13 protein-coding genes are annotated in these 14,810 nt (G+C 50.7%); 1 reads left to right on the top strand and 12 read right to left on the bottom strand.

The genetic code is table 11. From position 1 onward, the window contains the following. Positions 1–600 precede the first annotated feature (600 nt). Positions 601–933 carry a gamma-glutamylcyclotransferase family protein gene (locus Dvar_RS36490; protein WP_419658303.1) on the top strand — a complete coding sequence of 111 codons (333 nt, stop codon included), beginning with the start codon at positions 601–603 and terminating at the stop codon, positions 931–933. Between the two features lie 528 nt (positions 934–1,461). On the opposite strand, the gene Dvar_RS36485 is transcribed toward Dvar_RS36490, so the two are convergent. The 12 genes from Dvar_RS36485 to Dvar_RS36430 form a co-directional block, all read right to left on the bottom strand. Further along, positions 1,462–3,114, bottom strand: coding sequence for an amidohydrolase family protein (locus tag Dvar_RS36485; RefSeq protein WP_419658302.1), 1,653 nt, complete (start codon positions 3,112–3,114; stop codon positions 1,462–1,464). Between the two features lie 375 nt (positions 3,115–3,489). After that, entirely contained in the window at positions 3,490–3,972 is a 483-nt protein-coding gene (locus Dvar_RS36480) for an HdeD family acid-resistance protein (protein ID WP_419658300.1), read from the bottom strand. Positions 3,973–4,174: 202 nt separating this feature from the next. After that, on the bottom strand, positions 4,175–5,578 hold the full coding sequence (locus Dvar_RS36475; protein ID WP_419658298.1) for a dipeptidase: 1,404 nt from the start codon (positions 5,576–5,578) through the stop codon (positions 4,175–4,177). A gap of 48 nt (positions 5,579–5,626) precedes the next feature. Further along, positions 5,627–6,625, bottom strand: coding sequence for a class A beta-lactamase (bla, locus tag Dvar_RS36470; protein WP_419658296.1), 999 nt, complete (start codon positions 6,623–6,625; stop codon positions 5,627–5,629). A 55-nt stretch (positions 6,626–6,680) separates the two neighbouring features. Further along, positions 6,681–8,120: a serine hydrolase domain-containing protein gene (locus tag Dvar_RS36465; RefSeq protein ID WP_419658295.1), complete on the bottom strand. Its 1,440-nt coding sequence runs from the start codon at positions 8,118–8,120 to the stop codon at positions 6,681–6,683. Between the two features lie 86 nt (positions 8,121–8,206). Beyond that, positions 8,207–9,610 (bottom strand): M81 family metallopeptidase, encoded by a 1,404-nt coding sequence (locus Dvar_RS36460; RefSeq protein ID WP_419658293.1) that lies wholly within the window; start codon positions 9,608–9,610, stop codon positions 8,207–8,209. Then, positions 9,543–9,920 (bottom strand): hypothetical protein, encoded by a 378-nt coding sequence (locus Dvar_RS36455; protein WP_419658291.1) that lies wholly within the window; start codon positions 9,918–9,920, stop codon positions 9,543–9,545. The genes Dvar_RS36460 and Dvar_RS36455 overlap by 68 nt, the downstream gene beginning before the upstream one ends. A gap of 204 nt (positions 9,921–10,124) precedes the next feature. Then, entirely contained in the window at positions 10,125–10,337 is a 213-nt protein-coding gene (locus Dvar_RS36450) for a serine hydrolase (RefSeq protein ID WP_419664214.1), read from the bottom strand. 57 nt (positions 10,338–10,394) lie between these two features. Continuing rightward, positions 10,395–11,771, bottom strand: coding sequence for a serine hydrolase domain-containing protein (locus Dvar_RS36445; protein ID WP_419658289.1), 1,377 nt, complete (start codon positions 11,769–11,771; stop codon positions 10,395–10,397). Positions 11,772–11,807: 36 nt separating this feature from the next. Then, positions 11,808–12,128, bottom strand: a complete 321-nt coding sequence (locus Dvar_RS36440; RefSeq protein ID WP_419658288.1) for a hypothetical protein — start codon at positions 12,126–12,128, stop codon at positions 11,808–11,810. A gap of 123 nt (positions 12,129–12,251) precedes the next feature. Beyond that, entirely contained in the window at positions 12,252–13,400 is a 1,149-nt protein-coding gene (locus Dvar_RS36435) for a membrane dipeptidase (protein ID WP_419658286.1), read from the bottom strand. 50 nt (positions 13,401–13,450) lie between these two features. Continuing rightward, the gene (locus Dvar_RS36430) at positions 13,451–14,809 is read right to left on the bottom strand and encodes an amidohydrolase family protein (RefSeq protein ID WP_419658284.1); all 1,359 of its coding nucleotides are present in this window, start codon (positions 14,807–14,809) and stop codon (positions 13,451–13,453) included. Position 14,810 lies beyond the last annotated feature (1 nt).

Raw genomic sequence — 14,810 nt, 5'->3', positions numbered from 1 at the left:
AGAATCAGAACTGATGCAATGCATATTAAGTACTGGACTGTCATAACCATTTGAAAAAAAGTTTTTCAGTTCATGCGACAACTATCTTGACACAGGGGGGCTACCTTCTGCGCTTCAAGGACCAGTTTTTGATCCTGAAGGTCTTTCAGCCTGAGTCTCAACACTTCTCCGCCCCGTGGACTTCCTTTAAATATATGTGTTTGAAAGGCAGGCTGGCTGTGCCCGATTACCACCATTATTTCCCGGTGCGAAAAGGATGTTCAATAATCTGCAAAGGATATTGGATGGCGATACTGGTATGTAATCACAACTTTTACTTGCTTTGAGCCGACCACAATATCTTGGGGTTCCTACTTCCGGCTGTAAACTGCAGATGATGGCAAGCTATCTGGAAAAAGCGTTGAGCCAGATAGATTCAATTTTTGTGATCTATTCTGCACCCTGCTTTCTTAAAGCAATCAATTCCCGGTTATTTTCAACAGCTGACGTTAAACGCTGAGCCCTCTGTGCCAATGTAAGTGAGACACCTACCCATTGAAAAATTAATGTAGGGCGGGTATCAATAATACAGATGGAATTTTCATTTTACATGGAGAATTGATGACTCAACGACTATTTGTATACGGAACCTTGGTCCCGGGAGGACCGAACGAGCAGGTTCTCAGTGAAATAGGAGGTACTTGGGAGGCCGGTACCGTCACTGGAATATTACACGAGGAGGGTTGGGGCGCTGCGATGGGTTATCCAGGAATAATACTGGACAAACATGGCAATGAAGTTCAAGGGTTTCTATTTAGCTCGAAAAAGCTATCCGACCATTGGGCTCGGCTCGACGAGTTTGAAGGCGAAGGTTATGAGCGTGTACTGACCGAAGTAAAGCTTGAAAACAATAAAACCGTGGACGCTTACATTTATGAGCTTAGAGAAAAGTAAGTTGCCGAAGCCGTTGCATAGAAGGCATGCCTGCAACTATAACAATTAATCCACTCCGTTTTTCTATAGGGTTTTTGTATTTGGGCAGCACGTAAAGATTGACTATGATATCCAGATGCTAAATGCAAATTCTACATGATCCTTGATAGTTAAATTCGATGGCAAGGTATCTGTTGCCAGACCTTGTTTTCTTCATATACAACATATGGTAGTCGATCTCCGGACCGGTTGCCGAACATCCCCAGAATAAATAAACCCTCCCTAATTGAATGTCTTTTCCAATTGTTTCACAATTTTTGTGTAGGCGCTTAACCGGATGGAGAAAGCAGAGCTACTTTCGTCGCACTGCTTTCCCCAATCCGTGTTCAGTCTGTTGATAGGTATCTCGTGTTTTCGCTCCCCTTGTCAGTCTACATGAGGCAGCGTGGCGGGCAGGGTAAATTTGTTCTATTTGTAACTCATTGATTTTACATGCCTGTGGAATGCAAAGCGAATCCATCATTTCAGTGGGTTAGGATTAGAACAAATTTACCGTGGCGTGGCGGGCGATCCCCCTTGATTCGGCTGAGAACCAGGAATCCCACCTCCGGAATCGATCGGGGAGGCATAGTAGGTCTGGGTCCACCCCTCTTTGGTGAGCGGCTCGAACTTGCTCTCAACCGGCTCGAAGCGGATCGGCTGTCCAGGATTCACCCCTTTCAGAGGTTCCTGGTCTTTCATGACAATCGTCCCGTTGACAATCACATGCAGAATTCCTGTGGACGGAAGCGTCCCTTTGGCGTAGGTCGAATTGTCCCTTACCGTTTCAGGATCGAACATCGTGATGTCGGCCACCATGCCTTTCTGCATACGGCCGCGTACCTGCATGGCTTTTAAGCCCATATCGCCCAGAGGCTTGGCATAATTATAACTGGTCATGGATACGGCCTGCATCAGCGGAATATTGTTTTCCCTGGCAAGGCGAAGCACTGTGGCAAAAGACCCGGAAGTCCGCGGGTGGGTATTGGGCAGATCTTCATAGGGAGTGTCCCAGGTCAGGTTGTCGTCGGGGATCATTGGCATGCCATCACTGCCAATGGCAACGCCGGGCATTTTGATCCAGTCAACAATCGCCGATTCGGGGATCTTGTAGACAACCACGAGACGTGTGGGTTCTTTTTTGAGCATCTCCTCACGGGATTTCTGGGTGTAGAATTCGCCGGTGGCAACATCCTGAAGCGTCTCTTCGTATTTGTGGCCCAGGGCCTTTACCCAGACTTCAGGTTCGAGAAACACGGCATTCAAAGCTGTAGAACCTGCAGCGTATGGATAGATTTCACCCCAGACGTTGTAGCCCCGTTCCCGCATCCGCACCAAAAGCTCATGCACCATATTGTATCCCGGATTGTTGAAATGGGAGGCGATGGCCGGTGTCCCTAATGCCGCCGCATTGGCCAGCATCTCCTGGATACCGTTGACTTCGCTGGTATCATCACCGGGCGTATAACGGAAATGCATGGCGATAAAACGGCCATAGCGCCCGCCCAGCTTTTGCAGTTCGAATATCTCGCGGGCCGATACCCCCGCGCGCATGTAGCCAACGGTAGAACCAATTCCCAGCCCTCCCTGCTGCAGGCCTTGGTCAATCAGGGCCAGGATCTGGTTACCCTGCTCCAGGGTGGGCCGGGTCTTCGACCACCCCTCCTTTGTGGAACGGGTTTGCGCGGCGTCGGGAGTGTAAAGATGTTTCCAGTCTTTAAAGCCATCAAGGACCTCCGCACGGGCAAATTCGTGAGCCACCGCCACACCGAAATTCACCGGTGCGTTTCCTTCTCGTCGTTTGTACCACTCGCCCAGCTTTGGTCCGTGAGCACCGATCTCTGTGTCCAGAAGCGTCGTACGACCGTCGCGTAGCATCAACCGGTATTGATAGGGCTCAATACAATGTTGGTGGCCATCGATAAATCCCGGCGCAACCACAAGCCCTTTGGCATCGATGGTTTCCTTGCCTGTAATCTTGTCTTTAGTGATGACAGCGATCTTGCCGTCCTTGACACCGACGTTGGCGACGGCGTCATACTTGGTTTCCGGGTCCATGACCCGGCCATTGTTGATAACCAGGTCATAATCGGCCGCCATGGCCGGCATGACCATCATCAGGCTGAGTGCTATCAAGCCCAAAACCACTTTCAAGTTCTTCATTTGAATTCTCCTTTTTAAGTTAATATATCGATTCATTTTACCGGTAATACTGACTGCTCAAGTATTCGTAAATAATGATCAACCTCCAATCTCGGGGCTGAGCCCGTCAGAGAGTGAACGGCGGTAGCAACGCATCGCTGGCAATATCCCCACCACCACACCGCCAAGGGTGTCCGACCACACTATGCCCTTGCGACGCGGGATGTCGCTCGTGATGAAGAAGAAGGTCAAGAGCGAGGCAGCTACACAGACAATCAACTCGATCGGATCATAGGTGTTGAAACTTCTGAAACAAAAGCCCCTGGCTTTTTACTTATTTCTGCAATTTCTTTTTGGGCTTTTTCCCATTTTTCATCGTCTGTTAGTTTTTCATTTTTACACTCCTTTATGGATTAGCGACCTTATCGACAACATCGTCACACCAACAAATATGAGCTTGATGCCGAGGAACACCCCAATCGCAACCGTCCCGGCCAGCGGAAAGCCTGTAAAAATCATGATGCTCAGGAGAATCGTAACCACTGCGTCGAACAGCAGCCAGCCTTTACCATCCTGTAATGAGAATGCCGCGAACAACTCGGAGAGCCCATCAACGAAGAAGTAGATACTCAAAATGATGGTCAATATTGCTGACGACACCAGTGGACTCGCGATAACGGTAACGCCTGCCAGCAAGGTCAAAACGCCGATCAGGAAAACCAGGACACCCTTGCCCAGGCTGCCTGCCTGGAAAGCCCAGATCATGCGCATGATACCTGCGGCAATGACCAGTGCGCCGACCATCAGCAGTATCGATTGACCTGCAATCCAGGGCATGGCGATCGCCAGGGCACCAAAAATGATGGACAGCCAGCCCATGAGTCTCATCCTGCTGCTAACTTTCTGTAAAATGGGGGGTTCTTCATTCATTGTTTTAACCTTTAATTTTTCACTCTCCGTCAGCGTATGGCATCCGGCTGTCATTTTAATCGAGCCTGTCGTCCATGGACGTCTATTAGCGGAGCATTTGGTTGCTTGCGGATGAATCATGAAAGCCAAGTGTGGCGCCATATCTGCAAGCTTACTTCCAGACCTGCTTCATGACACGGTACATATTGCCACCGATGAATTTTTGACAATCTTCTTCAGTATAACCTTTTGATAGCATCTTATCTAATAATGCTGGGAGGATCTGATAAGAAGAAGGTGTTGGGAATCCTTTGTACGCCGTTTTGGTGGTATAGCCACCATCAGGGAAGATTTCTTGGCCAGCCGGTGTTTTCATCCCATCAGCTGTGAAGGTGATGTCCGGGATATAATCAGAACCGAAACCAACATGGTCAATACCAACAAGGTTAGCCATATAATCGATATGTCTGAAAAGCATGTCAGTCGTCACGATATCCGGGTTGGAGGTATCAACAAAAGCACCAACCATATTGATGGAACAGACCCCACCGCTCTTGGCGATCGCTTTGATAACCGAATCATATAAACTACGAGGATAGTTTGCTATCGCCATGGCTACTGCGTGGGATGATATGACCGGCTGACTACTACGCTCAATAGCATCTAGTGATGTACGCTCACCCGTATGGCTCACATCTACGAGCATGCCGTAATGGTTGTAGGCATCAATCAATGTCTTTCCATAGGCAGTAAGCCCTCCGTTTTCTTTTACAAAACAGCCGTCTCCCACAGGATTTCGCTGATTGTAAGCCAATAAACAGTATCCATAACCGAGTTGACGCCAAATTGCGACATTATCGACATCACCTTCAAAAAGTCCTGTACCCTGATGCGTAAAATACAATCCTAGTTTCTTTTCCTTGATTGCATCATCAATATCTTTGGTTGTACGGACAATCTTGTACTTGTCAGGGCGTTCGTTGATCTTCTTTAGATAGAATTGCAAAGCCTTCATCGCTACTGCAGAAGAGGTGTTTAATGCATCAGCTGAGGGGCATACAGCCATGATCTTCATGCCTCCAGCAATACAACGATCCATCTCGTCATGAAACTCAGGGGCTTCAGGAGTTGACCACTGCTCTGGCCAAGTACCGGAAAAGAGAGTGTCTATGGTTATGGAGTCATGTACGATTTTTTTCGCTTTATTAGAAGAGGGGTATTTGTGTAAACGCTGTGGTATTTTGGAATAATCCGTGCCAGTTGCATATGGATTATATTGAGTCGCACGCGGATTGTCTTTGGTTGCGTATGGATTGTCTTTGGTTGCGTACGGATTCCTCCCCTGCGCAGCGTTGGGAACCACATCGGCGGCACGTGATATGCCGGGCGAGAGTAGCATTGCTGCGGCCCCTCCGACCATAGTTCCCATCACTGCCTTGAGCATCGTCCGGCGGCTCAGGTCTGTCACCTCTGGAGAGAAAATTGAATCGTTCTTCTCCTTTCCAACCAAGTCAATTGAACCTGTGTTTTTTACAATTTTATCTGAGTCAATCCCAGGGAGCGTGTCTTTAGTCATGATTTAATCTCTTTTATAATTTGGTTAATATCAGGGTATAGTCAAAGATTATTTGTCTTGTGCCGTTAAATAATAAAAGTCGTATAAAGTCCGGCTAACTTCCGCAATGGCTCGATCCTGGTCAGCTGTGGAAGTTGTACTGCTATTGGTGAATACCACAATCGCAAAACGACGACCATCGGGTAGAGTAATGAAGCCCACGTCATTAGCAACACCGCCAATAGTCCCTGTTTTGTGGGCGACTGGCGTTCCTTTTGGGAGAAGACCTTTTAGCCTACCTGGGCCTGTACGTGTGCGAGACATTGTAGCAAGCAGGAATTCGCGCCTTTTCGCACTTAAGCCCTTTCCGCTGTCGATAGCTAGAAGCAGTTGCAACATTGCTTTGGGTGTTGAGTGGTCACGTGGGTCCTTTTCGAACTCCATGTTTGGTTGAGTCATCTTTACTAGGAGTGTGGGGTCATTAGCAATGGCTTTTGTCACGACGGGAAAAAAGGCCTTGTCGGGCAAACCATAGAAATCTCTTAAGATTTCGGAAGTAGACCGATCAACGCGTTGATCTGTAATCCCAAGGCTGCGCAATTTCTTAGTGACCGCTTCCGGACCTCCCGCTATCTTTAAACTGAAGTCCGTCGCCGTGTTGTCGCTTTCCGTTATCATCACTTCAATCAAGTTGGCCACAGAAAACTGTACACCGGGATGAACGTAGCTCTCTGCGATCGCATTGGCACCTACGACCATCTCGTCTTGTGGGAGATCAATTAAATCAGAGAGTTTAATTTGGCCCTTATCAACGCGGTCTAGCAAGGTGACCGCAATTGCCACTTTATAGGTGCTCGCCATAACAAACGTTTCGTCACCGTTTACTGTGACACTCACACCTGAGCCAATTTCCTGTGCAGCCACACCAATGCGGCCAACCAGCCCCTGCGAAAGTTTCTCAATCTTCTGAGAAATATCTTGGAAATTATGTTTCTGAGCAAATGCCGGTTGAACTGCAAAAAATGACGAGACCATTACAATAAAAATTAGTGCTATGTTTCGTTTCATGGGACTTCTCCTTTGAATCATTGTGTTTATCTCATTAGGGCAAAAACCATGAAACCTATTCCGCACGACGGAAGATCCGGTGCTGCATGCTAAGGAACGCCGGCTTTCCGGACTTGTCACGCAGCAACTCACCAACCGTTCCTTTATAGGGACCATCTGTCATGATAACCATGTCTTCACCCGCGCTACTCATCGAAATCGGTGGAGGGTTCTCATAAATTTGGACTCCTCCTAGTGGTTTGTACAAGCGCTCAGCCATGAGCTGGTCGTTGTCAAAATAGATTTTGTAGTCTTCATTATCCCCTAACCAAAGACCTTCGAAAGGTTCAAGGGAACTACGATCTGCAGTGATTGCAACCAAGGGTATTTTCTCAATATCTAAATACTTTTTGAGAGCCAGTGCGATTACCGCATCGTACACCTCAATACCACGGTCGCTGTTCGTAAGAACAACGATCCCAAATTTCTTATCCGGTGCAAACAGCATCTTGGCGGTAGCCCCTGCCGACCGACCGGCATGAAAAACGGTTCGCACACCGCCGATATCCTCAACGAACCACGTAACGCCGATGTATTCACTCAGCTCGCCTTCGACCAAGGGACTGTGCGCCATGTCCAGCAACTTTGTAGACAACAGTTGAGTGCCGTCCTTGTCCTTACCGTCAAACTGAAATTGGATCCACTTCATCATATCACTGGCATTACTGAGTATGGCTCCGGCCGGATAGACGCTGCGCGGAAAAGGCGCAAAGCTGACCTGAGGTTCGGACGTCCCGTCATATACTCCGGCATGGCCAACAGCAAAGCGGTCTGCCATTAGTTCCGACATGAAGAAGGAGGTGTGCGTCATACCCAGGGGCAGAAACAACTCGTCCTTAACTTTTTGTTCATAAGATTTTGCACGGCTTACGACTTGAATGAGGCGTCCTGCAATGACGAAGTTGATATTGTTGTAGGCCCAGACCTCGCCATAAGGTGTGCGTTGCGGTAGGAATCGAAAAGCCCGCACGGCCTTCTCCAAGGCATCTTCCCCCGAACTGGGATCCTCAAAGTAGTCGCCTTGCCAGCCAGTCCGGTGCTGGAAAAGGTCGATGACCTTCGCCTTTTCTGAAGCCTCTCTATCCAGGACCGAAAACTCCGGGAGATACTTCCGAACCGGGGCTTCGAGGTCGAGCTCTCCGCGTTCTGACATTTTAAGAACTACGGTGGACGTAAAAGGCTTCGTCACGGAACCGATATAAAACACGGTGTCTTCAGTGACAGCCTGAGGATCGTTAAGATTGGTAATGCCGAGGCCGGCCATTTGGACCTTGCCATCGCGAATGATCCCAATGGCTATACCTGGGACTTTGATCTCGTCCATGAGTCGCTGAGCTTCGCTCCTAATTTCCTCAAACCGCGTGTCCATGTTTTTCTGGGCAGCTGCCGGCACTGGAACGGTCAGCATTACGCCGATGACCAAACAAGTGAATAATGCTGCTATCTTTTTCATCATGTTTTCCATTCTCTATTTTTAAAACTTACAGGTTTCGAAGCATTACGAACCAGTTACCTAGTGAAGAGTGTTTTTATAGATTTTCACTAATCCTTAATATTAAAAGTCGTATTTGCGTCCAGCGGATAGATAGGACTCTTTAGCTGGGTATGTTTGAAAATACTTATGTCGCGACTAGTGGTTCCGGGAACATCAGCGATCAACAACTTGTCGGTGAAGTTTTCATAGAACGCTCGAAAGTGCATCCCGCTTTTGACACCTATAACGTCATATTCCTGAATGATGATGCCATGTGGCCGTCCCTGCGTATCATCATAGGTCTGGCATAGGCCGGAAATAACGATGACATCTACTGTATTCACCGCTTCGATGACCAACCTGGCGGTAGGGCCAAGCTGGAATGGGCCGTTGAAAGCGGTCCCTCCACGAACGGTCTCATTCCCATCCGAAATTGACTTGACATAGGCTTTGGTCTTGATCGGTTCGCCCGCCAATGTCTCAAATTTTCCACCGAGGCTCACATCGATTGTCGCTCCGACACCGGCAGCGACTGCGGCCTTTGCGGTTTCCGGATCGTGTATGGACATGAAAGCGACTTTCCCCAAGCCTTTGGTCTCCATAAGGGCCTTCAGCAGGTGGGTGCCGCCACCACCGGCTCCGCCACCCGGGTTATCCGCAGCGTCCCCAATCACGATCGGGGTATGGTCGATGACATCGCCTTTCGTTGGCAATTTACGCACATAGTGGCCGTCCTTCTCGAGCATGGCCAGCACAGTGCTCATCGTTTTGTCCAAAGTTTCCAGTTGGAGGATGGATTCTTCTCGGTGATCCCATATCCACTGCGCCAGTTCGTCCACCAGTTCTTGTGCCAGCTTGAGGTTGTTTTCGGTAGTGGCCATCGGGTACACGCCACAAAAATCGCTGTCCTGGTATGGAAAACCATGCATAACAGAGCAGTTGAGAACACCGGGTCGCTTTTCTATTTCAATGCACTTTTCTTTAAGTCGATTTGCAAAGGTGCCCTCCTCTTCGGTATTACTCACCGGCATCATCAGGGGCACTTTGCGATAGGCGGGGGTAGGATGCGATTGTCCTGCCAGGATAGCAGCGCCACGATACATTGCATCACGTGCGCATGCATTCATATCCATATGAGGATATTGTTTGCAGGCACTGAAGAAATTCATATTGTCCTTCATTTTATCTGTGATCTTGCCATGCAGGTCGCCCGACCAGACGATCATCGTGTCCTTTCCGACCAGGGCTCTGACCGACTCCGCTAAGTCTCCTTCAAGATCGTGCGTGCTATTCACCATACCGGCACCGTGAACACCAAGGTAGACGATGTCCATCGGTAACTGTGTTTTCAGCGTGTCCATGATCTCCTTTTTCGCATCTTTCCAAGCCTGATCATTCACCGTGCTAAAGCACCAGTCTATATAGAACAGGACACCCGGGAGCAGCTCCCAGCCTTTTTTCCTCGCACACATCCACTGCCCCGCCAATGGCAGTCCCTTTCAACTGCTTCTTGATCTGATCGCCCCGGAAAGTGCGCATTCTGTCGAGCGTGGTTTCGCCCATGCCTTCGGTAAGGTAGGTGTTGGTTTCATGGAAAAAACCAACATAGGAGACTCTTAACTTGTCGTGGATATTCCGAGAGTTCTTTGGATACGGCCCGCCTTGTTGTTTTGGCTCCTGTTGTGCCAATAAAGACCCTGGTAAAGCAACGCCAATTCCGCCGGCAATTGCGAGTTTGGAAAAGTCTCTGCGGGTCATAACAACATTCTCTATAGTCTTCATCTTCATCTCCTTTTTAGTGGAGAAAACCATTAGCAAGGCTCTCGACCAGCTTAATTAACAGCGTTCATTCGCTTTTGTGCAACAACTGCAGCCCTGCGCCAGTGTCGTCATGCAACTTGATCTTAGCCAGATCGGGGTTTAGACCGATGGTGTGTTCGTTCAGCCAGCCGTCCGCTGCAACCAAGGCGTCAGACATGACAAAGGTTATTTGTCTTGTGCCGTTAAATAATAAAAGTCGTATAAAATCCGGCTTATTTCTGCAATGGCTCGATCCTGGTCAGCTGTGGAAGTTGTACTGCTATTGGTGAATACCACAATAGCAAAACGACGACCATCGGGTAGAGTAATGAAGCCCACGTCATTAGCAACACCGCCAATAGTCCCTGTTTTGTGGGCGACTGGCGTTCCTTTTGGCAGAAGACCTTTATAAGTTTATTTATGTGACCATACCGCCAACTGCAACGCATTGAACCATTATTCCCCGGCCAACATCTTGGCTGCGGCACGTTGATAGGCGCCCGCTTTGAATTCGCCGTAGCCGTCAACGAACGGGATGGTCGAGAAATAGACGCTGACGAAATCACGCTTGGGGTCGATATAGATCATCTGCCCCATGTTGCCGCTCTTGGCGATCGCACCGTCATCCCAGACGTAATCGAACTGAAGTGCGTAGCCCTGGGCCGCTTCGTTGAACTGTGCTTTCGACGACTTCAGCTTGGCCCCCTTTGCGTAACGCTCCTTGTCGACATTGTCGTACAGGATCTTCATCATCTCGTCGGTCACGACGCGCTTGGACGCCACTGCACTCCAGCTTGGCGTGAACATCACCCCGAATTTCGCATAATCCTCGGGGGTCGCCATGGCTAAACCCACCGGCAGCGCGGTTCCATCGGGCGTAAGGCCGAACATCATCGACTGACGGGCATAAAGCTTCGACCAGAACCGTTCCTCGAAAACTTCAACGAAGGGTTTGTTCTCGATATTCTCGATCAACCGTGTCAAGACAGTCGTGTTGAGCGAGGCATAGCGCGTCACATCACCTGGCTTCTCGCCATTACCCAACTTCTTCTGGTCACGCGCCACGTCGATCCAGCCCTCGACTACACCCGTGGTCGCACGAGGGGAGCCCAAGGTGGCGGCGAGGAAGCGCGTGACGGGCGAGTCCGGCTGCAGAAGGGCTTCGACCGTTTCCTCGTTGTCGAGGCCCGTGGTCATATTAGCCACGGCGTAGGTGGACACATCATCCCAGACGGTGCCCTTCAGTTCCGTCACATACTCGGTAAACGGTTTCTTGAGATCGACCTTACCCTCGGCGATCAACTGCATAAGGACCGCGCCAACGGTGATCTTGCCGGTCGAGGCCGTCAGGTGACGGTCGGTCGGGCGCATACCCGGATAGTTCTCGTAAACGACCTTGCCCTTATGCACCATGATCATGGCCTGTGCACGGTAGAGCGGATCGACCATGTATTCCTGGAGCGTTAAATCGCCCTTGCTCGTGGACTGCTTGAGATGGAGCAACTCGGGCCGGAGATCCCGTTCCAGAACCTTATAGTTGACGTTTGGCGAGGCTTCGGCCGAGGGCATGAACTCGCCCAGGTGCATCGAGTAGTAAAGCGCGTGATCGCCGCCCATCTGGAAATGGAAGTTGCCCCAGTTCTCGCGCGCGCTGCGAATGAACTCCGGCGTAAAGACATCCTTGGTGATTGCCACGCTCACCGGCAAGGTTACGCGCGCACCCTCGACCTTCAGGGCTTCCACGACCTGAGGCGGATCCTGGGCAAGTGCGGCCGTTCCAGAAAGCGTTAGAATGGTGGCAATCACGGCCACCGAGTTTAGAAACTTGTACATCAGCACACTCCTCGTTTTTTTGGTTTTACTAGAATTTTACCCGTTGAGTTCGGAACGGCATCTGCGAGATCCTGTTCCGAGTCCCGTCAGGTTGGTCGTACCGTCGATGACCACCAGATCTTTGTGAACCTGCATGTAGTTCGAGGTGACAGGTTTGTACGTGGCCGAGGAAGCCTCCTTCGCAAAGGCGGGGATTGCGCTGAATCCAGCGCCTAACGCGATCGCACTCAAGCCCGCGGTCTTGATAAACTCACGGCGCCCCACATTCGTTTCGTTGGCGGAGGACCACTGGTTGCTTACCGCAGCTTCTTGCATTTGTTTGTCCAAAATATCGTTAATTCTGCCTTTGTTTTTCATTTTAAGCTCCGCTATTACGCTTTACTTTAATCATGGTCTTTGTTCAGTTCTGCATGTTTACTCAACGGTGTTCCAGTCTGGCAAATGAGGCCCACCAAAATGTCGGCCTCACGACTCTTTAACTCAACCCCAGACCTGGCCCATAATACGCAGCCAGTTACCGCCCCAGATCTTGGCGATATCCTCCTTCTTGTAGCCGCGGGCAAGCAAGGCCCCGGTCAGGTTAAAAAGCGTGCTTGGGAGTTCAATTCCCTCGGGGTAATACCATGGCGGTGGCGGATAGGTTTTAGGGCTCCAGTCCCCTTTATCGACTAATTGCTTATAGAGAGCCTTGGCATCTTCGTCGGGAATTGTACCAGCCTGTCCCAGCATGTAGTCCATACCGATCCCAACATGGTCGACTCCAACGAGCTCGACCATATAGTCGATCATGCGAATCATATCGTCCATACTCGGACGGTTGTTGTTAGAAATGAACGGTGGCCAGCCCGCAACGCCACATATGCCGCCTTTTTGAGCGACGGCTTTAAGCACTTCATCGGGAAAGTTACGGTCGCTATTGATCACCGCGCGCGCGTTACCGTGGGAGCAAACGACGATAGTAGATCCTGCATCGATCGTGTCCAGCGCCGTTTTTACACCACCGTGTGCTACATCCACGATTATTTTCGCCTCATCCAGAACTTTGATCAAATCACGACCTTTCTGGGTTAGTCCCTTGTCCACCTTCTCACCACTTCCGTACCCGAACTCAGTCTTCTGGTTGTAGGTCATTTGGCAGATTCCGATGCCAGCCTGCTTGAAAAACCAGGCCCACTCGAGGTTGCCATACAACGCATGGGGTGGTTGAAATTGGTAGACCACGCCCAACTTGCCAGTCTTCTTGGCCTCATGGGCATCGGCGACCTTTTTGATCAGCAATGTGTCTGGGTCCTTAGCCATATGCTTGGCGACATAGGTTAGAAAGTTCAATGTATCTTCTAAATTGCCGCTGCTTACTGTAGTAAAAACGATGTCAGCGCCTCCCTTCTTATAGAGGTCCCAGGGATCGACTAGGATTTGTCCCGGCGGTGGGTAGCCAAGCAACGGAGCAGTTCCATCGATGGCGATCATCTCGTCGTGGATAGCCCGAAAGTTCGCTGGATACGGTCCGCCTGGTTGCGCAGGCTGCTGCGCCCATACAGACCCTGGTAAAGCAGCGCCAATTGCGCCGGCAATTGCGAGTTTGGAAAAGTCTCTGCGGGTCATAACAACATCATCTATAGTCTTCATCTTCATCTCCTTTTTAGTGGAGAGAACCATTAGCAAGGCTCTCGATCAGTTTAGTTAACAGTGTTCTTGTAGATTTTGCCGTCCTTCATGATCAGGGCGAGGTTCTTTTCAGGCTCATCGAAGAGGTGGAGGTTCTCGAGCGGATTGCCATCGACCAGCAGGAGATCCGCATAGGCGCCTTCCTCGATCACTCCGAGTTTGCCCGGGTAGGGATTGCGCGGTCCGGACATGGCCAACAATTCCGCGTTGTTCGTCGTGGCCTGGTTGAGGATTTCCACGGGGGTGAACCAGGGGAGACGGAATGAGAGCTCCTTGGCCTGTTCCGCCTTGGCCGCAGGCGGACCAACCAGATCGCTTCCCAGGGCGATCTTCACCTTGTACTTTTTCGCCGCGGCAAACATGGTGTCCAAGCCATCCTTTGTGGCCTTTTGCTTGGCTTTCTGCTCCGGGTTCCAGTCGGCTGGTGCTTCGCCGAGGAAAAGTCCGGTCTGGGTGCTGAGGAAGGCACCTTTTTCGGCAAGCAGTTTCATCGTTGAGTCCGTCAGAAGATTGCCGTGCTCGATCGACATGGCGCCGGCCTCGAGCGCCAGCTTGACGGAGGCGTCCGTGTAGGAGTGCACCGACAGATAGGTATTCCAGCGCTTGGCTTCGTCCGCCGCCGCCTTGATCTCGTCGAATGAATACTCGGTGATATCCAATGGATCACGCAGTCCGCTGACGGCGCCACCGGTAAACATCTTCACGAAATGAGCACCCTTGCGCATCTGCATCCGCGCTGCGGTCAGCACCTCCGGGACGCCGTCCGCGAAGATGACCAACTGGATGCGTTCGACCTCAGTGAAATTCGAACCGCCCATCTGGCGAGACTCGGTATTGAGCGTCCTGAAGTCCCCATGCCCGGAGGTCATGCTGATCGCGGCGCCGCAGCCCCAGATGCGCGGCCCCGGGAAGAGCCCCTCGTCAATGGCTCGCTTCGTACCGAAAACCTGCCCGGCAGTATCACGGATACTCGTGTAGCCGCGCATCAGCATGGCTTTTGCCTCCACGAGCGCGAGAGCGGCCTGGTAATCAGCCGGAGTATCGAACATGGCATACGGGCTCGAGATGACCCAGGCAAGGTGGACGTGACAGTCGATCAGCCCCGGAGTCATCGTGCGGCCTTTCGCGTCGATCACCGTCGCCCCGGCAGGCGCTTCGATCGACTTGGCGATTTTCGCGATCTTGTTGCCCTCGACGAGCACGCTCATATCGGCGACGAGCTTGTCGCTGCCGTCGAAAATATTGACGTTGCTGATGAGCACGAGCGTCGGCACCTGTTGCTGCTCCTGAGCAAATGCCGGTTGAACTGCAACAAATGACGAGACTATTACACTAAATAATAGTGCTATCTTTTTCATCATGTTTTCCATT

Origin of the sequence: Desulfosarcina variabilis str. Montpellier (assembly GCF_048565275.1) — a bacterium.
GTDB lineage: Bacteria > Desulfobacterota > Desulfobacteria > Desulfobacterales > Desulfosarcinaceae > Desulfosarcina > Desulfosarcina variabilis.
The sequence above is the reverse complement of the archived record's forward strand: the minus strand, read 5'-3'. Positions and strand labels throughout refer to the sequence as shown.